16 protein-coding genes are annotated in these 19,721 nt (G+C 45.5%); 2 read left to right on the plus strand and 14 right to left on the minus strand.

The window, feature by feature from the left end; genetic code table 11:
- Positions 1-90: 90 nt before the first annotated feature.
- The 9 genes from rpoE to ACR42H_RS26010 all read right to left on the minus strand — a co-directional run bounded on the left by rpoE (position 91) and on the right by ACR42H_RS26010 (position 12,886).
- Positions 91-675 carry a DNA-directed RNA polymerase subunit delta gene (rpoE, locus tag ACR42H_RS25970; protein ID WP_436374184.1) on the minus strand — a complete coding sequence of 195 codons (585 nt, stop codon included), beginning with the start codon at positions 673-675 and terminating at the stop codon, positions 91-93.
- Positions 676-1,156: 481 nt separating this feature from the next.
- Positions 1,157-1,333, minus strand: a complete 177-nt coding sequence (locus ACR42H_RS25975) for a hypothetical protein (RefSeq protein WP_166672489.1) — start codon at positions 1,331-1,333, stop codon at positions 1,157-1,159.
- Positions 1,334-1,481: 148 nt separating this feature from the next.
- Positions 1,482-4,748, minus strand: a complete 3,267-nt coding sequence (gene icmF / locus ACR42H_RS25980; RefSeq protein ID WP_436374186.1) for a fused isobutyryl-CoA mutase/GTPase IcmF — start codon at positions 4,746-4,748, stop codon at positions 1,482-1,484.
- A gap of 59 nt (positions 4,749-4,807) precedes the next feature.
- Entirely contained in the window at positions 4,808-5,452 is a 645-nt protein-coding gene (locus ACR42H_RS25985; protein ID WP_113882381.1) for a TetR/AcrR family transcriptional regulator, read from the minus strand.
- A gap of 319 nt (positions 5,453-5,771) precedes the next feature.
- A complete protein-coding gene (locus ACR42H_RS25990; RefSeq protein WP_113882382.1) occupies positions 5,772-6,911 on the minus strand; it encodes an acyl-CoA dehydrogenase in 1,140 nt (379 codons plus the stop codon).
- Between the two features lie 64 nt (positions 6,912-6,975).
- Positions 6,976-8,106 (minus strand): acyl-CoA dehydrogenase, encoded by a 1,131-nt coding sequence (locus ACR42H_RS25995; RefSeq protein ID WP_113882383.1) that lies wholly within the window; start codon positions 8,104-8,106, stop codon positions 6,976-6,978.
- 52 nt (positions 8,107-8,158) lie between these two features.
- Positions 8,159-9,010, minus strand: coding sequence for a 3-hydroxybutyryl-CoA dehydrogenase (locus tag ACR42H_RS26000; RefSeq protein ID WP_436374189.1), 852 nt, complete (start codon positions 9,008-9,010; stop codon positions 8,159-8,161).
- Between the two features lie 249 nt (positions 9,011-9,259).
- Positions 9,260-10,447 carry an acetyl-CoA C-acetyltransferase gene (locus ACR42H_RS26005; protein WP_436374191.1) on the minus strand — a complete coding sequence of 396 codons (1,188 nt, stop codon included), beginning with the start codon at positions 10,445-10,447 and terminating at the stop codon, positions 9,260-9,262.
- Positions 10,448-10,774: 327 nt separating this feature from the next.
- A complete protein-coding gene (locus ACR42H_RS26010; protein WP_436374193.1) occupies positions 10,775-12,886 on the minus strand; it encodes a heterodisulfide reductase-related iron-sulfur binding cluster in 2,112 nt (703 codons plus the stop codon).
- A gap of 277 nt (positions 12,887-13,163) precedes the next feature.
- On the opposite strand from ACR42H_RS26010, the gene cls reads away from it, so the two are divergent.
- The gene (gene cls, locus ACR42H_RS26015; RefSeq protein WP_113882514.1) at positions 13,164-14,345 is read left to right on the plus strand and encodes a cardiolipin synthase; all 1,182 of its coding nucleotides are present in this window, start codon (positions 13,164-13,166) and stop codon (positions 14,343-14,345) included.
- Positions 14,346-14,375: 30 nt separating this feature from the next.
- Positions 14,376-15,332, plus strand: a complete 957-nt coding sequence (gene uvsE, locus ACR42H_RS26020) for a UV DNA damage repair endonuclease UvsE (RefSeq protein ID WP_436374195.1) — start codon at positions 14,376-14,378, stop codon at positions 15,330-15,332.
- A 28-nt stretch (positions 15,333-15,360) separates the two neighbouring features.
- Here uvsE and ACR42H_RS26025 read toward each other — a convergent pair whose 3' ends face one another.
- The 5 genes from ACR42H_RS26025 to ACR42H_RS26045 all read right to left on the minus strand — a co-directional run bounded on the left by ACR42H_RS26025 (position 15,361) and on the right by ACR42H_RS26045 (position 19,610).
- On the minus strand, positions 15,361-15,909 hold the full coding sequence (locus tag ACR42H_RS26025; RefSeq protein ID WP_113882388.1) for a cysteine dioxygenase: 549 nt from the start codon (positions 15,907-15,909) through the stop codon (positions 15,361-15,363).
- Positions 15,910-15,934: 25 nt separating this feature from the next.
- Positions 15,935-16,837, minus strand: coding sequence for a DMT family transporter (locus tag ACR42H_RS26030; RefSeq protein WP_436374197.1), 903 nt, complete (start codon positions 16,835-16,837; stop codon positions 15,935-15,937).
- Positions 16,838-17,206: 369 nt separating this feature from the next.
- A complete protein-coding gene (locus tag ACR42H_RS26035) occupies positions 17,207-17,386 on the minus strand; it encodes a XapX domain-containing protein (protein WP_113882389.1) in 180 nt (59 codons plus the stop codon).
- Between the two features lie 117 nt (positions 17,387-17,503).
- Positions 17,504-19,171, minus strand: a complete 1,668-nt coding sequence (gene argS, locus ACR42H_RS26040) for an arginine--tRNA ligase (RefSeq protein ID WP_113882390.1) — start codon at positions 19,169-19,171, stop codon at positions 17,504-17,506.
- Entirely contained in the window at positions 19,158-19,610 is a 453-nt protein-coding gene (locus tag ACR42H_RS26045) for a DUF1934 domain-containing protein (RefSeq protein ID WP_166672490.1), read from the minus strand. Before ACR42H_RS26045 ends, argS begins: the two co-directional genes overlap by 14 nt.
- Positions 19,611-19,721: the final 111 nt, after the last annotated feature.

A 19,721-nucleotide genomic window follows, 5' to 3' on the forward strand; every position in this document is an offset into this window, starting at 1 on the left:
AGTAAGGGAGCGCTATTAGCGTCTAAACGAATCGTCCTTTTTTAAGGAGCCCAAAAAGTATTCTACAAGCCCTGAAACGAAAAGTCAAGATTATAAATCTTCTTCGTCTTCCTCAGTGTCGAGGTCATCTTCCTCAAGCTCTTCGTCCTCATCGCCAAGGTCGTATTCTTCATCTTTATCGATTATTTCAGCATCGTCTTCGAACTCATCGTCATCATCATCAAGATCATCGTCATCGTCAAGAAGGTCGTCATCATCGTCTTCTGTCAGATCATCATCGTCGAATCCGTCGATATCGTCGTAATCGATATCTTCTTCATCAAGCTCATCATAATCTTCAAGATCGAGATCCTCGTCGTCCTTTTTCTTCGCCTTTTTCTTCTTAGGCTTGATTACGGTAACGATTTCTTCTTCATATTGGTCAACCGGATACCATGAACGAAGGCCCCAGCGGTTATCGCCTAATCCGATAAAATGGCCATCTATATTTAAATCTGTATAGAATTGTGCAATTTTTCCCCTGACTTGTTCCTCTGAAAGGTTCATAAGTTTAGCCACTTCATTCATAATGTCATTAAAGGCCATTGGTTCCTTTTTGCCTGTTAGAAGTTCATAAGCCACTTCGATCAATGACATTTCTTGTAATTCTTCTTTTGAGAACTGTTCCAAACTCAATATCAGCACTTCCTTTCCCTATGTAAACGCTCATTCTGCAGCGCAAATCAAACTATTAAAGCTGAAGTTCCGCAGCTGTATGCAAATGCGTGCGGACAGCCTCCAAGAAGGCATATTCTTCATTATAAACAAATTTTTACGGTTTATGCCAGTTATATCTGCTGTTCTTCGTATTTTTATGCGATTTATTCTTGATTTTAAATTATCTTAATAGGGCTTTGAATGATGTCCGTTAATTTTAGCACGAGGCGCTTGCTTTCCGCGGGGAGGAACGGGAGCCTCCTCGGCTGCGCCTGCGAGGTCTCCCGCTCCCTCTTCTGACGCAGGACATTGAATAAGCTTCCTCGAATGAACACCTTACGAAGGAAATGCGCCAGCATTTTCGAGGATCAAGTGCCCTCCGCTCCAATTAACTCAGCATAAAAACTCTGTCTGCATTCACAAGACAATTTACTTTTTAAGATCTTCCGTTAAAAAGCAGCTAATCGGCCCTCCTTCTTTTCCTCCCCCTTAACGGCCGATCCCATTTTTTATAGGCGAGCCAGGTGAAGCAGAAGGAAAGCACAAAGAATGCAATAGCTCCCAGCTGTTTACCATATAAGAAGTAAACTCCTGCAGCAGCTGCAAGTATGGCTGCGTAGAGCAAGACTTTTTTCATTTTTTCACATCCTCAGGGTCCCCGAAGTACACTGCTATGTATTGATTCCATTATATAGGATATGGATGTATTTTATATTAATTCTATGTTAAATAATAGTGCAGAAAACAAGGGCCTGCAGCTGCAGGCCCTGTGGATCCATTTGGTTTTACATATTCCGTCGGTACTGTCCGCCCACTTCGTATAGTGCACGGGTGATTTGGCCGAGGCTTGCCACTTTGACGGTTTCCATCAGTTCGGCAAAAATGTTGCCGCCGCTGACTGCTGCTTCCTTCAATTGTTTCAGTGCCTCTTCCGATTTATCTTTGTTGCGTTCCTGGAAGCTGCGCAGATTGCGGATTTGCGTTTCTTTTTCTTCCTTTGTTGCCCTTGCAAGCTCCATGTTGTTCATTTCATCCTCTGATGGAGGATTTGGGTTCAAGTAAGTGTTGACCCCAATAATTGGAAGCTCGCCAGTGTGCTTCTTCATTTCATAGTACATGGATTCATCCTGGATTTTGCCGCGCTGGTATTGCGTCTCCATGGCGCCAAGCACGCCGCCGCGGTCATTGATGCGCTCGAACTCTCTCAGCACCTGCTCTTCCACAAGGTCTGTCAGCTCATCTACAATAAATGCACCCTGAAGCGGATTTTCATTTTTCGATAATCCGTGCTCTTTAGTAATGATCATCTGGATGGCCATCGCACGGCGCACAGACTCTTCTGTCGGTGTCGTGATGGCTTCATCATAAGCATTAGTATGAAGGGAATTACAGTTATCCTGAAGCGCCATTAATGCCTGCAGCGTTGTGCGGATATCGTTAAAATCAATTTCCTGTGCATGCAGAGAGCGCCCTGAAGTCTGGATATGGTACTTCAGTTTCTGGCTTCTTTCATTGGCGCCATACTTATCTCTCATAACCGTTGCCCAGATGCGGCGTGCTACACGGCCAAGCACCGTATACTCCGGATCAAGCCCATTGGAGAAGAAGAATGAAAGGTTTGGTGCAAAATCATTGATGTTCATGCCTCTGCTCAAATAATACTCTACATAGGTGAAGCCATTTGCCAATGTAAAAGCAAGCTGAGAAATCGGATTTGCACCCGCTTCTGCGATATGGTAACCCGAAATCGAAACAGAGTAATAATTGCGGACTTTATGGTCGATAAAGTACTGCTGGATATCCCCCATCATCCTCAAAGCAAATTCCGTCGAGAAGATACAAGTATTCTGTCCCTGATCTTCTTTTAAGATGTCAGCCTGAACCGTACCGCGGACAGTCTGCAGCGTTTTCGCCCTTACTTCTGTGAATTCTTCAGGTGTCAGCACGCGGCCAAGCTCCTGCTCTTTTGCTTCAATCTGCTGTTCGATGGCCGTATTCATGAACATCGCCAATATAATCGGTGCCGGTCCATTAATCGTCATCGATACAGATGTAGATGGGTGGCACAAATCGAATCCTGCATACAATTTCTTCATATCATCCAGCGTACAGATGCTGACTCCGCTTTCCCCGACTTTTCCGTAAATGTCCGGGCGGTAGTCAGGATCTTCCCCGTATAGGGTTACAGAATCAAACGCTGTGCTCAGACGCTTCGCAGCATCATCTTTGGAAAGATAATGGAAGCGGCGGTTTGTCCGTTCAGGTGTACCTTCACCGGCAAACTGTCTTTTCGGATCTTCCCCCTCGCGTTTGAATGGGAAAACACCGGCTGTATAAGGGAATGAACCCGGCACGTTCTCTCTGTATACCCAGCGGATGATTTCTCCGTAATCCTTGTATTTAGGCAGTGCGACTTTTGGAATGGACAGTCCGGATAAGCTTTTTGTTTTTAAAACCGTCACGATTTCTTTATCGCGGATTTTTGTCACAAATTGCTCGCCTGAGTATTTTTCCTTTAGATCATCCCAGCCAGCAAGGATTTTCTTTGTTTCAGCAGACAGCTTCTCTTCTGCTGCTGATTTAATGGCGTCAAGAGAAGCAATGACTTCTTCATTACCTTCTTGTTCTTTCACAGCAAGCAGAGCCCCTTCCAACTGGAACAGTTTGCGGGCAAGATCGGCCTGCTCCTCGGCTTTCTTGTGGTAGCCGCGGACTGTTTCTGAAACTTCGCGCAGATAATAGCGCTGTTCATTCGGGATAATCACATTCTGCTTTTCAACTTTTGCGTTTTTTGTAAAACTTGTCTCCCAGTCTGTTCCTGCTTTTTCATTAATCGTTTCCACAAGTGCCGCAAACACCGCATTTGTGCCAGGATCATTGAACTGGCTGGCAATGGTTCCGTAGACAGGCATATCTTCAAGCTCTTTTTCAAACAGCATCCGGCTGCGCTGGTATTGCTTTTGCACCTGACGCATGGCATCTTCAGAACCTTTGCGCTCAAATTTATTAATGACGATCAAGTCTGCATAATCGATCATATCAATTTTTTCAAGCTGGGAAGGCGCGCCGAATTCACTTGTCATGACATACATGGAAGCATCACAAATTTCCGTAATGCCGGCATCTCCCTGCCCGATTCCGCTTGTTTCCACAATAATCAGGTCAAAGCCGGCTGCTTTGACAACAGATATCGCATCCTGAATCGCAAGCGACAGCTCGCTGCGGGAATTTCTTGTTGCCAGGCTACGCATATAGACTCGCGGATTAAAGATCGCGTTCATGCGGATACGGTCGCCAAGAAGCGCACCGCCCGTTTTTTGCTTTGTCGGATCAACAGAAAGAATCGCAACTTTTTTCTCCGGAATTTCATTAATGAAACGGCGGATCAATTCGTCAGTCAGCGAGCTTTTTCCAGCACCTCCTGTACCCGTAATACCCACTACAGGCACCTGCTTTTCCAGTGACTTCACTTTCTCCATGACCGGCTCAAGCGATGCTGCCGCTTCTTTGCCTACGGTTACCTGATGCTCAGCCAGCGTAATCAGCTTGGCAATGGCATTGGTTTCCCCATCCTGAAGCTTTTCAATCTGCTCGGATGCTTCAGCTGTGAACGTAGGGAAATCACACTCCTTGATCATTTGATCAATCATCCCCTGGAGGCCGTATTGGCGGCCATCTTCCGGAGAGAAAATCCTCGCGATCCCATAGTCATGCAATTCTTTGATTTCCTTCGGGATAATGACACCGCCCCCTCCGCCATAAATGCGGATGTGGGATGCGCCTCGCTCCTTCAAAAGATCATACATATATTTGAAGTACTCGACATGTCCTCCCTGATAAGAGGAAATGGCGATGCCCTGCACATCTTCCTGGATCGCAGCATTTACGACTTCCTCCACAGAACGGTTATGCCCGAGGTGGATGACCTCTGCACCGCTTGCCTGAATGATGCGGCGCATAATATTAATGGAAGCATCATGTCCGTCAAATAGACTGGAAGCCGTAACGAAGCGAATATGATTTTCCGGCTTATAGACTTCTGGATTGCTCATCGTTCTCCCCCTTGTCCGTAAGCGCAGGCACCAGTGCTGCTGATGCCTGCGCGTTATTATTAAGCGTTTTCCGAGACTCTTCCCGAATCCTTTATTCCTTGAAAAAGGAGATTGGTCTGCAGCTGGATATATTCATCGATGCTGTACATTTTCTGCAGTGACCAGCGGCGGAATGCCCACATTTGCCCCTGGACAAAAATGTTATGGGCAATCATTTTGATTTTTTCCTCCGGCAGGTCCAATTCCCCGTTCTCGACACAAAGTGTAATGACATGCTCGAACATGCCGACCATTTCAATTTCTTTTTTCAGAACATATGGAAGCGCGTCTTTTGTCAGCGCCTTTACTTCCTGGTACATGACAAGCACTTCATCCTGCATTTCATCGACCACCTTGAAATAGTCGGCGATGCCCTGCTTCAGGCTTTCAAGTGTTCCCTGCTTTGTATCAAGGCCTTTTTGAAGCCGCTCAGCGACCTGGTCATAAATGCTGTCACAAACCAGATATAAGACGTCTTCCTTCGTCCGGATGTATTCATAAAGCGTTCCAATGCTAAAACCAGATGCCTTTGCGATCTCTCTAGTTGTTGTACGATGGAACCCTTTTTGGATAAAAAGGGTGACGGCACCTTTAATCATCTGATCACGCCTTTTTTTGACAAGGCGCTCATCTTTAACAGAAGCCTGCACTTCCCGTTTTTTCATTGTTTACCTACCGCCTCCCGCGAATCATATGCCTGTTTTATCAATGTGTTTTAGCTTATGAATTCTGCCCGTTGATTTCCGCTCCAGGATGCTCGCTTTCCGCGGGCGGTGAGTCTCCCGACACTACGCGTTTGTGGGGTCTCACCTGTCCCGCTACTCCCGAAGGACGCTGAATAAGCTTCCCCGGAAAAACACCGCCCGAAAGAAAATGCGGTAGCATTTTCGGGGATCTCACCTTCCGCTGAAATCAACTCATTGCTTAACCTAGTCAGCAGCTCTTTGGCACGAATTTTACCAAAACAGCCCGTTTTAAGAACATTTATTTCGTTACCATACGAGAGATTACGAGACGCTGAATTTCCTGTGTGCCTTCGTAGATTTGCGTAATTTTGGCGTCGCGCATGAAGCGTTCTACCGGATAATCCTTTGTATATCCGTAACCCCCAAAGATTTGGACGGCATCCGTTGTTACTTTCATGGCCGTATCACCAGCAAGAAGTTTGGACATGGCAGATTCTTTTCCGTATGGAAGCCCTTCTGATTCCAGCCATGCTGCCTGATAAGTCAATAGTCTTGAAGCTTCAATGCTTGTGGCCATGTCCGCCAGCTTAAATCCGATTCCCTGCTGGGCAGCAATAGGCTTGCCGAACTGCTGGCGTTCTTTTGCATATTCAACAGAAGCATCCAGTGCGCCCTGCGCGATCCCGACTGCCTGGGCAGCGATGCCGTTGCGGCCGCCGTCAAGTGTCATCATGGCAATTTTAAAGCCTTCGCCCACGTTTCCCAGAACGTTTTCAACTGGAACCTTGCACTCTTCGAAAATGATTTCAGTTGTAGGCGAGGAACGAATACCCAATTTCTTTTCCTTCTTGCCGACTGAGAAGCCTTCAAAGCCGGATTCCACGATAAACGCTGTTGTTCCTTTATGTTTGGAAGCTGGGTCTGTCAGGGCAAATACAACATAGATATCTGCGATTCCGCCGTTTGTGATGAAAATTTTGCTGCCGTTTAAGACGTAATGATCACCCTCAAGACGTGCCGTCGTTCTCATTCCGCCGGCATCTGAACCGCTGCCTGGCTCAGTAAGGCCATACGCTCCAATTTTTTCACCCTGTGCCATAGGCTTTAGATATTTTTGCTTTTGCTCTTCGCTTCCGAATTTGAAAACCGGCCAGCCTGCCAGAGATGTATGCGCTGAAAGAGTTACGCCTGTTGAGGCACATACTCTGGAAAGCTCTTCAACTGCTATGCAGTAAGCAAGGTAATCGCTGCCGATTCCGCCGTACTCTTCAGGCCAAGGAATCCCTGTTAAGCCAAGCTCCGCCATTTTGTCGAAAATCTCTCTGTCAAAGCGTTCTTCTTCGTCACGCTCAGCAGCAGTGGGCGCCACTTCATTCCTGGCAAAATCCCGCACCATTTTTCTGATCATTTCATGCTCTTCACTCAATTGGAAATTCATTGTCTTTCCCTCGCTTTATATGGATTCGTTGATTATATGGTGAATTCATTATTGGTCTGCTTCTTTACAGCTGTTTGCTGATGACAATCCTCTGAATTTCGCTTGTGCCTTCATAGATTTCGGTAATTTTGGCATCACGGAAGTAGCGCTCAACCGGATAGTCCTCCGTGTAGCCGTAGCCGCCGAATACCTGTATGGCTTCTGTTGTCACGTCTACTGCTGTTTTGGATGCAAACAGCTTTGCCATTGAGGCTTCTAGTCCGCATTTAATGCCGCGCTGGCGCATGTCTGCTGCGCGATAGATTAATAGTTTTGATGCTTCAACGCTTGTCGCCATGTCTGCAAGCTTGAATCCGACACCCTGCTGAGCAGCAATCGGCTTGCCGAACTGTACACGTTCCTTCGCATAGCTTGCGGCTGCTTCAAAGGCTGCTTCTGCAATTCCAAGCGCCTGTGAAGCAATCCCGATCCGTCCTGCGTCCAGATTGGCCATTGCAATCCTGAAGCCTTCTCCTTCATTGCCGAGAAGATTTTCAGAAGGAACACGCATATCTTCAAATGTCAGCTGAAGGGTTCTTGAGCCGTGCAAGCCCATTTTGTGCTCATCCTTCCCAAATACAAGGCCTGGCGTATCTTTCTCTACAATAAATGCGGAGATGCCTTTGCTGCCAAGTTCCGGATTTGTGGATGCAAATACAATATATACGTCTGCTTCTCCAGCATTCGTGATGAACACTTTTGAGCCATTAATGACATAATCGTCTCCATCTTTTACTGCACGGGACTTCAGGCTTCCCGCATCTGAGCCTGCGCTCGGTTCAGTGAGGCAAAAGGCTCCGAGATACTCGCCTGAAGCAAGCTTCGGAATATATTTCTGCTTTTGCTCTTCTGTACCGAAGTAAAGGATTGGGTTTGTTCCAACCGATGTGTGGACCGATAAAATAACGCCAACTGTCGCACTTACTCGGGACAGTTCATGGATGGCGATAATGTAAGAGGTAAAGTCCATTTCGGATCCGCCGTATCTTTCAGGAATCGGTATTCCCATCAGGCCAAGCTCACCCATTTTGCGGAGAATCTCCCTTGGAAACTCTCCCTGCTCCATCTTTTCCACAAAAGGGGCGATTTCCGTCTGGGCAAAATCGCGCACCATTTTTCTCATCATTTCCTGCTCTTCTGTAAATCTCAGGTTCATTTGTATACCCTCCGATGCTGCCGGGCTCTTTTTAGCCGGGCTCCTGTGATTATTATTCGTAAACGTAGAAGCCTCTGCCTGTCTTCTTGCCAAGCCAGCCAGCTTTTACATACTTTCTTAACAGCGGGCATGGACGGTATTTATCATCGCCAAAGCCTTCATGCAGGGTTTCCATAATATACAGGCATGTGTCCAGGCCAATGAAGTCAGCCAAAGTCAGCGGTCCCATTGGATGGTTCATGCCAAGCTTCATCACTTCATCAACGGCCTCTTTTGTCGCAACCCCTTCATAAAGCGTGAAGATTGCTTCATTGATCATCGGCATCAGGATGCGGTTGGATACGAATCCAGGAAAATCATTCACTTCTACAGGCACTTTTTTAAGCGTCTTTGTGATGTCTTCGATGGTTTGATACACTTCGTCGGCAGTCGCAAGGCCGCGGATGATTTCTACTAGCTTCATCACTGGCACCGGGTTCATAAAGTGCATGCCGATGACTTTTTCCGGACGTTTTGTGGCAGCTGCGATTTCTGTGATGGGAAGGGATGATGTATTGCTTGCCAGAATCGCATGATCTGGAGCGATTTCATCCAGCTGGCTGAAGATCTTTGTTTTAATCTCCATATTTTCAACGGCTGCTTCGATGACGAGCTCAACCTTTTTTGCGTCCTGCAGATCAGTTGAAGCGGTTACATTTTTAAGCACTGTTTCCATTTCTTCCGCTGTCATGCGCTCTTTTTCCACCTGTCGGGAAAGATTCTTTTTAATCACACCAAGGCCGCGTTCAACAAAATCCTGCTTTAGATCGTTTAAGATGACGCTGTAGCCTGCCTGCGCACAAACCTGCGCGATTCCTGAACCCATTTGTCCAGCACCGATTACCATAATGTTTTTTACGTTCATTTTTGTATCCTCCGTTCTTGGGCTTTGGCCTGTATTTCTGTCGACTTGGCCGGTACTTATATGAAATTAGCCGTTAAATAGCCAAATTTGGCAGGTAAGATGTTCATTCGAAACTTCTTTGTTCATTTGGACGATAAACTGTCTGGTTCGGCCGTAAAAATTCTAATTTCGGCCGATAAATGATCAGTTGCTTCTCATTTGGGCGATAAGACGGCGTTTTTCCAGGTGCAGTCACCGTCCCAAAACAGATTACTGCTTCGGAACCTCAATCATTACCGCATCTCCCTGGCCTCCGCCGCTGCAGATGGCCGCAATGCCGATTCCGCCTCCGCGGCGCTTCAGTTCATGCATCAGTGTTAGGATGATTCTCGCTCCACTTGCGCCGATTGGGTGGCCAAGGGCGACAGCACCGCCGTTAACATTCACTTTCTCTTCATCAAGACCGGCAATTTTTCCGCTTGTTAAAGCAACAGCCGCAAATGCTTCGTTAATTTCAAATAGCTCAATTTCTTCCAGGGTTTTTCCAGTCTTTTTCAATAGAGCATTAATGACCAGCCCAGGGGTTTGCGGGAAGTCCTTGGCTTCCACTGCTAGAGCTGTATGGCCAAGAATATAAGCTTCCGGCTTTTTGCCTTCGCGTTCTGCCCGCTCTTCGCTCATCAATACTAATGCAGCTGCTCCGTCGTTAACGCCAGGCGCATTCCCCGCAGTGATCGTTCCATCAGAGTTAAAAACCGATCCCAGCCTAGCCAGCTTTTCTAAGGAAGTATCTTTGCGCGGCGATTCATCCTGGGAAACAATGATTGGCTCACCTTTTCGCTGCGGCACTTCCACCGGCACGATTTCCTCTGCCAATCTACCCGATTCCATTGCTGCAATGGAACGTTCATGGCTTCTTAGCGCCCAGTTGTCCTGTGCTTCACGGCTGATTTCAAACTCTTTAGCTGTCGAGTTTCCGTACGTTCCCATATGGACGCCTGTGAAGCTGCAGCTTAATCCGTCATGAACCATTAAGTCCTTAACCGTTGAATCACCCATGCGCAGCCCCCAGCGCGCTTTCGGCAAAATATAAGGAGCATTGCTCATGGATTCCATGCCCCCGGCTACGATGACTTCCTCGTCACCCGCCCGGATAATCTGATCCCCTAGTGTGACGCTTCGCATGCCGGATGCACAGACTTTATTGATCGTTTCCGTTTTCACTTCCCATGGCAAGCCTGCTTTTCTGGCAGCCTGACGTGAAGGGATCTGGCCCTGGCCACCCTGGAGAACGGTTCCGAGAATCACTTCATCTACATCCTCTGGATTGACGCCGGCACGGTTCAGTGCTTCTTTTACTGCAAATCCGCCAAGATCAGAAGCTGTAAAGCTGCTAAGCGCTCCGGCAAATTTTCCAAAAGGTGTTCTTACCCCGCTAAGAATTACGGTTTTCCCCATAAAGAATCGCTCCCTTGTACTATTAATTTAAAATGTTCTAATAATTAATTTGAAAAAAAACCGGGTCTATGAAGCAGTTCTGGTTGAAGTTAAATATGAGTGAAGGTGCGTTTGCTGACTGAACGCTCGCTCGAAAAAACCGCGAAATCAAAGGATTTTCTTCCTTATCAGCAAACAAGCAAAATTGTAAGCGCTTTATCACTTTCTATTTTACTAGAAAAATAGCAGAAATTGAAACACTTTACACAAAATTCTGGTAAAAACATTTTTCGTCAAAATGCTTTAGCTGAAAGTTGCTTGAGTGCTTCAATTTCCACTTTCAATATGTTAGGATGCTAAATTCTGGCTTTCACCTATAACAGATTTTTCGAGAATTTCGGCAACATCGTACGTATGAACCTGTTCTTCCACTTCTTTTGCTTTCGTGCCATCTGAAAGCATCGTTAAGCAGTATGGGCACCCGGAGCTGATCACGGATGGATTCACTGCCAGTGCCTGCTCTGTGCGTGAGACGTTGATGCGGTGTCCTGTTTCTTCTTCCATCCACATTAAGCCGCCGCCCGCTCCGCAGCACATGCCGGTTTCACGGTTTCTTTCCATTTCCACAAGCTTAACGCCCGGAATGCTCTTAAGGATTTCACGCGGAGGATCGTACACTTCGTTGTAGCGTCCAAGATAGCAGGAATCATGGAATGTGATCGTTTCCTCCACAGCATATTGCGGCTTCAGCTTGCCTTCTTCTACAAGCTGGGCAAGAACTTCAGTATGGTGATAAACCTCTGCTTCTAATCCGAAATCCGGATACTCATTTTTGAAAATGTTGTAGGCATGAGGATCGATCGTTACGATCTTCTTCACTTCATTTTTCTCAAACTCTTCAATATTCTTTGTGGCAAGCTCCTGGAATAAGAATTCGTTTCCAAGACGTCTTGGTGTGTCACCAGAGTTCTTTTCCTTATTTCCAAGAATTGCGAATTTAACGCCTGCCTCATTCATTAGTTTTGCAAAGGAAAGAGCGATTTTTTGGCTGCGGTTATCGTAAGATCCCATGGAGCCAACCCAGAATAAGTATTCAAACTCTTCTCCTGCCTTTTTCATTTCCTTCACAGTAGGCACATGAACATCTTCTCGTGATTCTCTCCAGTCTTCGCGCTCCTTGCGGTTGAGTCCCCAAGGATTTCCCTGGCGCTCGATATTGGTCATGGCACGCTGTGCATCGGCATCCATTTTACCCTCTGTTAAAACAAGGTAGCGGCGCAGATCTATAATCTTATCAACATGTTCATTCATAACCGGGCATTGGTCTTCACAGTTTCGGCAAGTCGTACAAGCCCAGATTTCTTCTTCTGTAATGACTTCGCCAATTAGGCTTGGGCTGTATGCAAGGCCTGCAGCAGCTTCTTCTGCACCCTGGCCCGCAGCTGCAAGGGCAAGCTGATTGCCTTTCGTATTTGAAAAAGCGAAAGTCGGCACCCAAGGCTGCTTTGATGTGACAACAGCACCGTGATTGGTTAAATGGTCACGCAATTTCAGGATTAAATCCATTGGCGAAAGCATTTTACCCGTGCCGGTAGCCGGACACATATTGGTACAGCGTCCGCATTCCACACATGCATAGAAATCGATCATCTGATGCTGTGTAAAATCTTCAATCTTTCCGACACCAAAGCTTTCCTGTGACTCATCTTCAAAGTCGATTGCTTTTAATTTCCCCGGATTATCCAGACGGTTGAAATATACGTTGGCCGGTCCGGCGATTAAGTGAGCGTGCTTGGATTGCGGCACGTACACAAGGAAAGCGAGCAGGAATACTAAGTGAATCCACCATGAGATGTAAAACACAACTATTGAAGCCGTTTCCCCCATCCATGCGAATGCACCGGCAATCAGAGAAGCAACCGGTTCTGTCCAGGTTCCTTCATGGCCATGCCAGATCATGCCCATTCCATTGCCAAGCAGTACGGAAAGCATGAGCCCTCCGATAAAAATAAGAACGAGACCTGATTTGAATCCGCGTTTTAAACGGACAAGCTTTTCCACATAACGTCGGTAAAAAGCCCAGATTACTGCTACAAGGATCATCAGGGTCACAATTTCCTGGAAAAAGGTGAAGCCAGGATATACTGGTCCAAGCGGCAAATGCGCACCTGGCTTAATTCCCTTGATAATAAAGTCGATTGCTCCAAATTGGACAAGAATGAAGCCGTAAAAAAACATCACGTGGATGATTCCGCTTTTCTTATCTTTTAAAAGCTTTTTCTGGCCAAATACGTTGATCCAGATCTTCTCAAGGCGTTCTTTCACCTTGCCGTCAAAATCCACTTTTTTGCCAAGCTTGATATATTCAATCCGCGTCTTCACAACATAGACAAACAGGCTGACAGCGTAAGCGGTTACAAGAAGAAATGCAATTAAGTTGATCCATAATAAACCGTTCATAGGCATGGTGCTCCTTTCTTTATCTTAGAAAATTTTAAAAACAGTATAATTTTCTGAATTTACTCTTACTCCCATTATATTATGAATGAGCATTCAGTCAACCATTTTTCATTAAACTTGTTCGAAAAATTTCATTATTTTCATTTATTAAATTCTTTTTAAAGGTGAAAAGTCCTCCCCTTTTGAGAAGATTCCATGATAGAAAAAGCGCTGCAGGAAATACTAATAGGAAAATCCTGTCGAGAGGAAGATTGCATTGACTGTCTGGAATATCATTATGGCCGTTTTACTCGTTATCTTCTTATGGCTCTATATCGATTTTACATGGGGCCGGAAAAGCCATATGAAAAAGCTTGAGCGGACCGCCTTACCCATCCGGCAGTCTGATATGGAATTGTTTGCAGACGGACCTTCTTTGTTTGATGATTTATTCTCCGAGCTTAAAAAAGCGCAAAAGCACATTCATGTTTTATTTTATATTGTGAAGGATGATAAAATCAGCAAGGAGTTTTTAACCATTTTAAAGGGTAAAGCAAAAGAAGGAGTGGAAGTCCGCCTTTTGCTCGACTGGGCCGGAAGCTTTCCGGTTAAACGAAAAACCGTTAAGGATCTTAAAAGCAGCGGCATTAAGTTTTCTTTTGCACATGTGCCAAAGCCTCCCTTTCTCTTCTATTCTTTCCAGGCCAGGAACCATCGGAAAATCACCGTTATTGACGGAAAGATCGGTTACAGCGGAGGCTTTAATATTGGCAAAGAATACATCAACCAGGATAAAAAGCTGAGTCCCTGGCGTGACTATCATTTGAAATTCCGTGGTGAAGGGGTAGAGGACCTGCAAAGAGAGTTTCTAATCGATTGGTATAAAGCAACAAAGACTGACCTGCTCGCAAACAAAGTCTATTTTCCTGAGCAGCCTGCAGGAGATTATCGCCATCAGTTCGCATCTTATAAAGGAGCATTTTTAGAAGAAAGCTTCTCCTCCTTAATTAGGAATGCGAAAAAGAGCATTACGATTGGGACTCCCTATTTTATTCCTGGCAAAAGGCTATTTCAGGATTTAATTCATGCCCTGGAACGCGGGGTATCAGTCAAAATACTTGTCCCATGCATTACTGATCATATTCTTGTAAAAGAAGCTTCCTATCTTTACTTAAGAACCTTGATTAAACAAGGAGCTTATGTGCATGAATACAAAAATGGTTTTTACCATGCGAAGGCGATCATCATCGATGATGAAATAAGCGATATTGGGACAGCCAATTTTGATAAGCGGAGCCTGTTTTTAAATTATGAAATCAATTGCTTTATTTATGACAAAGAGTTTATAAAGCAGATCAGGTCTGTTATGGACAAAGACATAGACAATGCAAAGAGATTGACGCTAAAAGAATTAAACCGGCTGGACCCTTTACGGACATTCAAAGAAATGCTTGCCCGGTCTGTGGCAAGCTTCCTTTAAAGAAGGCCAGCATAAAGAAGGTGCTGTAAATTGAAAATCAGACTGGGCTATGTTTCCCATGCCATCAGCCTGTGGGAGGCTTCTCCTGCGAGAACGTTGACTTTTACCCGCTATCAGCAATTGCCTGAAGAAGAAAGGCTGGAAAAGCTGAAGGCCGTCACAGCTGTGAATTTGCAAAACACGTTAAGAATGCTTTATTTTAATATCGCCCATGAAATTCAGCTATATCGGCTCTCAAGCTCCATCGTACCTCTGGCCACGCATCCGGAGGTATTATGGGATTTTGTCACACCCTTTAAGGAAAATTGGCTTGAAATTGGTGAATTGATTAAAAAACACGGGCTCCGCGTCAGCTTTCATCCTAACCAATTCACCCTGTTCACATCTCCTCGTGACGATGTGACCCGAAATGCAGTTAAAGATATGGAATACCATTACCGGATGTTCGAGGCCATGGGGATTGAAAACGAGAGCCTCATTAATATCCATATTGGCGGGGCTTACGGAGACAAACTCACGACCCTCCGCCGTTTCCATGAAAATCTCAAGATGCTGCCTTCTCATATTAAAGAGCAAATGACACTCGAGAATGATGACAAAACCTATAACACGGATGAGACTCTCCTGGCCTGCCAGAAAGAAAACATCCCCCTTGTGTTCGATTATCACCACCATATGGCGAACCTCGGCACCCGCCCGCTGGATGAGCTTCTCCCTGAGATTTTTCAGACGTGGGAAAAAACAGACCTCAAGCCAAAAATCCACATCTCCTCGCCCAAATCAGAAAAAGCCTTCCGGTCCCATGCCGACTATGTTGACATTGATTTCATCAGGCCGCTTCTCGATCTGCTGAAAACCTTTAACCGGGATATTGATTTTATGATTGAAGCTAAAGCAAAAGACAAGGCTGCGCTTAAGCTGACGGAGGATATCAGCAGCATCCGCGGGGTGAAGAGGATTGGCGGGGCGGGGGTAGAATGGAAATGAGGAAGGCGTTCCACATCGGAACGCCCCTTTATTTTAACTGAATTTCCTTAACCTTCTGTCTCAGCTCCTCAGGCCACCAGGCACCACAGTCTTCAGAGACTACACAGGCAGCGCACCTTTGAAGGTCGTACACCTTCATACCCGTAATCGGAGGTGAATACAGATGCAGTGTGACAAGGTGTTCCCTGCCAGCACTCTTCATTTTGTGCACACCTTTTTTGGGAGCAAAAAAGAAGGAGTCTTTGGACTTTATCTCTGTAAAGAGCTCAACGGGGACGTCTTCCTTCACTTCAAAAACAGTGTTTTCCGAATCTCCATTTAACACTTGAATCCATCCCTTTGAATTTCCATGATCATGCGGGGCGCATTCGACCTCCGACCAGTTCATGAGGAGCAGCTCCACTTCATCATTTTGATAAAGCAGCTTGCGGTAATAGGGTTTTCCATCTGCCGGCTGTAAGTGAGGAAGCAAATCCCCAAGTTTGATATCAAGTGATGCCAAAGCCTTTCTAAGTTCTTCTGCAGAAGGTGATTTCAATGAATCCAAACTGTTTTTAAACCTTTCCTTCAATGCCACTAAACGACTCCCCCTTTAATGTGGATTATCGTTTCCTCCATGAAAAATATTTCAGCTGACCATTCACCATGATCACTCCTATAATAATTATGATTCCGCCCATGATGCTTATGAAGAAAATTTTTTCACCAAGCAATAGAATGGCCGCAATAAAGGTAAATAGCGGCTCCATATAGATAAACATTGATACTTTGGAAGCTTCCAAAACCTCGAGTGCCTTGGACCAATACCAGTAGCCAATCCCTGACACAAATATGCCCAGAAACAATATATGAGACCATTCAGAATCGGATAAAAGATGGAACTTCTCCCATCCTCTATCTCTCATTAAAAAGGGAATGGTCAACAAGCATCCAAGCAAACTCATATAAAAAGTGACCACAAGGGAAGGAAGCTTAATTTGCAGTTTCCTCACTAAAATCGAATATACAGCCCAATTCAGTGTACTTAGGATCATGAGGAAATATCCTATATTTAAAGCAAATCCCAGCGTCTGTCCGCTTCTCGCTCCCGTTACCATGAGGACCCCCGAAACCGCCGTTATAATGCCCAGTGTCTTAAGGATTGTCAATTTTTCATGGAGGAAGATCATGGAGAGAAGTACGGTAAAAACAGGTGAAAAAGAAATGATCCACCCCGCAGATGAGGCGTCTATCGTCTTTAGAGCTGTTACCTGGATGACCTGATGAATGAAAACGCCGAGTACACCGAGAACAATTAAATGGGGAGTATATTTGAGCGGAATCTGGAGCTGATATCTTTTCAAGAGAAGCACAAGGAGCAGAAAAGCTGCCCCGATGGCAAACCGGAGCATGATTAATGTATAAGGATCCAGCTTATCCAAAACAGCTTTTGTGGAGACAAAAGAGACGCCCCAAAAACTGATTGAAATGGTTGCGTAAAAAGAGGCTGCCAATTGTGGCTTCATGGGCGGGCATGTCCTTTCCGGAAGGGTTTCTACCATGATATGCTCGTCCCGATGTAAAATGCGGAGTTTAGTTTGATTTACTTGCGGGTTCGGACAGCTTATTTGCTAAATTTATCAATTTGTTGTGATTTGCCGGGTCTGCTGACTAATTTTTGGGGGTCTGCTCATAAGTTTTCCTGTTTTGCTGCCTGGTTTTCGGTTTATTTGCTGATGTACCAGGTTTTTTTGCATTTTTCCTGATTTGTTTGTTAGTTTCATCTATTGTTTGCTGATTTCCAAGGTTTATTTGCTAAAATTCAGGTTTTATTTGCAGAGTTCACATTTAGACAAAAAGGATGCCCAAAACCAACGTGGACACCCTTTCTCAATCTATCTCAATATCCCCTGCAGCCAGGGCAGAACCACTTCATATGCTTTAAACCCGAGGTAAATGCCGACAATCCCCATAATGCCAGGCAGTGCGGGCGGTGCGGGAATCGGCAGCTTCATGAAGGCAAAGACAAATCCGACTGCGAATCCTGTAAGAATAGATAATAGAACGATTTTCATGAGATCCTCCTAATATGGCTTACCATGTTTTACAACCTTAATCATATGCCTTTAGCTTCCCCTTTTTTCGTCTAAAACATGAAAAAAGCCGGCACCAATAAGTGCCAGCCTTGAGTTTTACATTTTTTCCGGAGCAGATACGCCGATTAATTTCAGTGCGTTCTTCAAAGTAGTCTGAACTGCTTTGATCAATGCCAGACGGGCTTTGGTTCTTTCCGGATTTTCCGCATCCAATACTTTTTCAGCATTATAGAAGCTGTGGAAAGAAGATGCCAGTTCATAAATATAGTTCGTAATTCTGTGCGGCATGCGCTTTTGCGCAGCTTCACCGACAGCCTGCGGAAATTCGCCGATTTTCTTCAGAACGTCGATTTCCTTTTCCGCCTGAATCAGGGAGTAATCTGCAGCTTCGGCAGACATGCCCTGCTCTTCACCCTGGCGCAGGATGCTGGAAATGCGCGCGTGTGCGTACTGGGCATAGTAAACAGGGTTTTCATTGGATTGTGATACAGCCAAATCAAGGTCAAAATCAAGATGCGTATCTGCGCTTCTCATCGCGAAGAAATAGCGTGTTGCGTCCAGTCCTACTTCTTCCACTAGGTCACGCATTGTTACCGCTTTTCCGGTACGTTTGCTCATCTTCATTTTTTCGCCGTTTTTGTACAGGTGGACAAGCTGGATGATTTCGACTTCGAGCGCCTCACGATCATAGCCAAGCGCCTGGATGGCCGCTTTCATGCGCGGAATGTAGCCGTGATGGTCAGCACCCCAAATGTTGATCAGCTTTTCAAAGCCTCTTTCAAGCTTGTCTTTATGGTAAGCGATGTCTGGAGTCAGATATGTGTATGAGCCGTCATTTTTAATAAGAACACGGTCTTTGTCATCACCGAAAACAGTTGAGCGGAACCAGGTTGCACCCTCTTCTTCGTAAATGTGGCCGTTATCCTTTAATGCCTGAAGGGCTGTGTCGATTTTGCCATTATGATAAAGGGATGTTTCAGAATACCATACATCAAATGGCACGCGGAAATCTTCCAGATCCTGCTTCAGCTTTGCCATTTCATATTTCAGTCCATATTCACGGAAAAAGTCAAAACGCTCTTTTTCGTCCGCATTTACATACTTATCGCCATACTCATCAGCCAGCTTTTTGCCGATGCCGACGATGTCTTCGCCATGGTAGCCGTCAGCCGGCATTTCTTTTTCCAGGCCAAGAGCCTGGAAATATCGCGCTTCAACCGATAGAGCCAGATTGTTAATCTGGTTGCCGGCATCATTGATATAGTACTCACGGGAAACATCATAGCCAGCTTTATCTAAAATATTGCATAGGGAGTCGCCGACAGCTGCGCCGCGGGCATGTCCAAGATGCAAGTCCCCTGTTGGGTTAGCTGAAACAAACTCGACCTGAATCTTCTGGCTGTTTCCAACTGTTGTTTCTCCGTACTGATCCCCTGATTCCAGAACGGCTGGAATCAGGTCAGTCAAATATGAATTATTCATGTAAAAATTGATGAAGCCAGGTCCTGCGATTTCAATTTTTTCAATAGAAGCCTTTGTGCTGTCAAAATGAGCAATAAGCTCCTCTGCAATCATTCTTGGCGCTTTTTTTGCCACACGTGCTAATTGCATTGCCATATTCGTGGAATAGTCTCCATGAGCCTTTTCCTTCGGGATTTCCAGAATCACATCAGGAATCTGCTCTTCCGCTGCCAAGCCAGCCTTAACAACGGCATCCTGAATTTCCTGCTTTAATTTGCCTTGCACCTGTTCAACTATGTTCATTGTTCTCCTCCTCAAACGTAATCGCCAAATGATATGTACCTGCCTGGGATCCCTGCATTTTCAGATCGTATAAAATATCAATCGAACCTTCACCAGATTTGTCATCATATTGATGGACCATCCGCTTGGTCACCGTACCCATCTCAAACACTCCGTATGGCGTCTCGTAGCTGCCGCGGAGCTTTTTATTCATTCTGAAAGGGAGCCTCATTTTCACGGCGCCGCTTCGTAAAATCAGTCCGTCTGCATTGGACATTTTTATGATCGTCTTTACTGTTCCCTCTTCCATCACTTCATCATACTGAAGGAACCGGGCAGAATCTTTTATATAGTATCGGCCAAAAGCAGTCAATTCAAAAGTCTCTTTGCTGCCTCCACTGCGAATATCTGTCTTCACATTAATCTTCACAGGCATTTGTTCCGCTGAGCGACTGGACAACGGCAACACATCCTTTTCATCTTATATAACTATATAAGTATAAATACTCGCTGGGGAAAGTGCAAGGAGGTGACGGTAAGAAAAGCGGAAGCACCTTGCTCACCCCCTAAC

The sequence above is a fragment of the Cytobacillus sp. BC1816 genome (assembly GCF_051353635.1).
GTDB lineage: Bacteria > Bacillota > Bacilli > Bacillales > Cytobacillaceae > Cytobacillus > Cytobacillus oceanisediminis_C.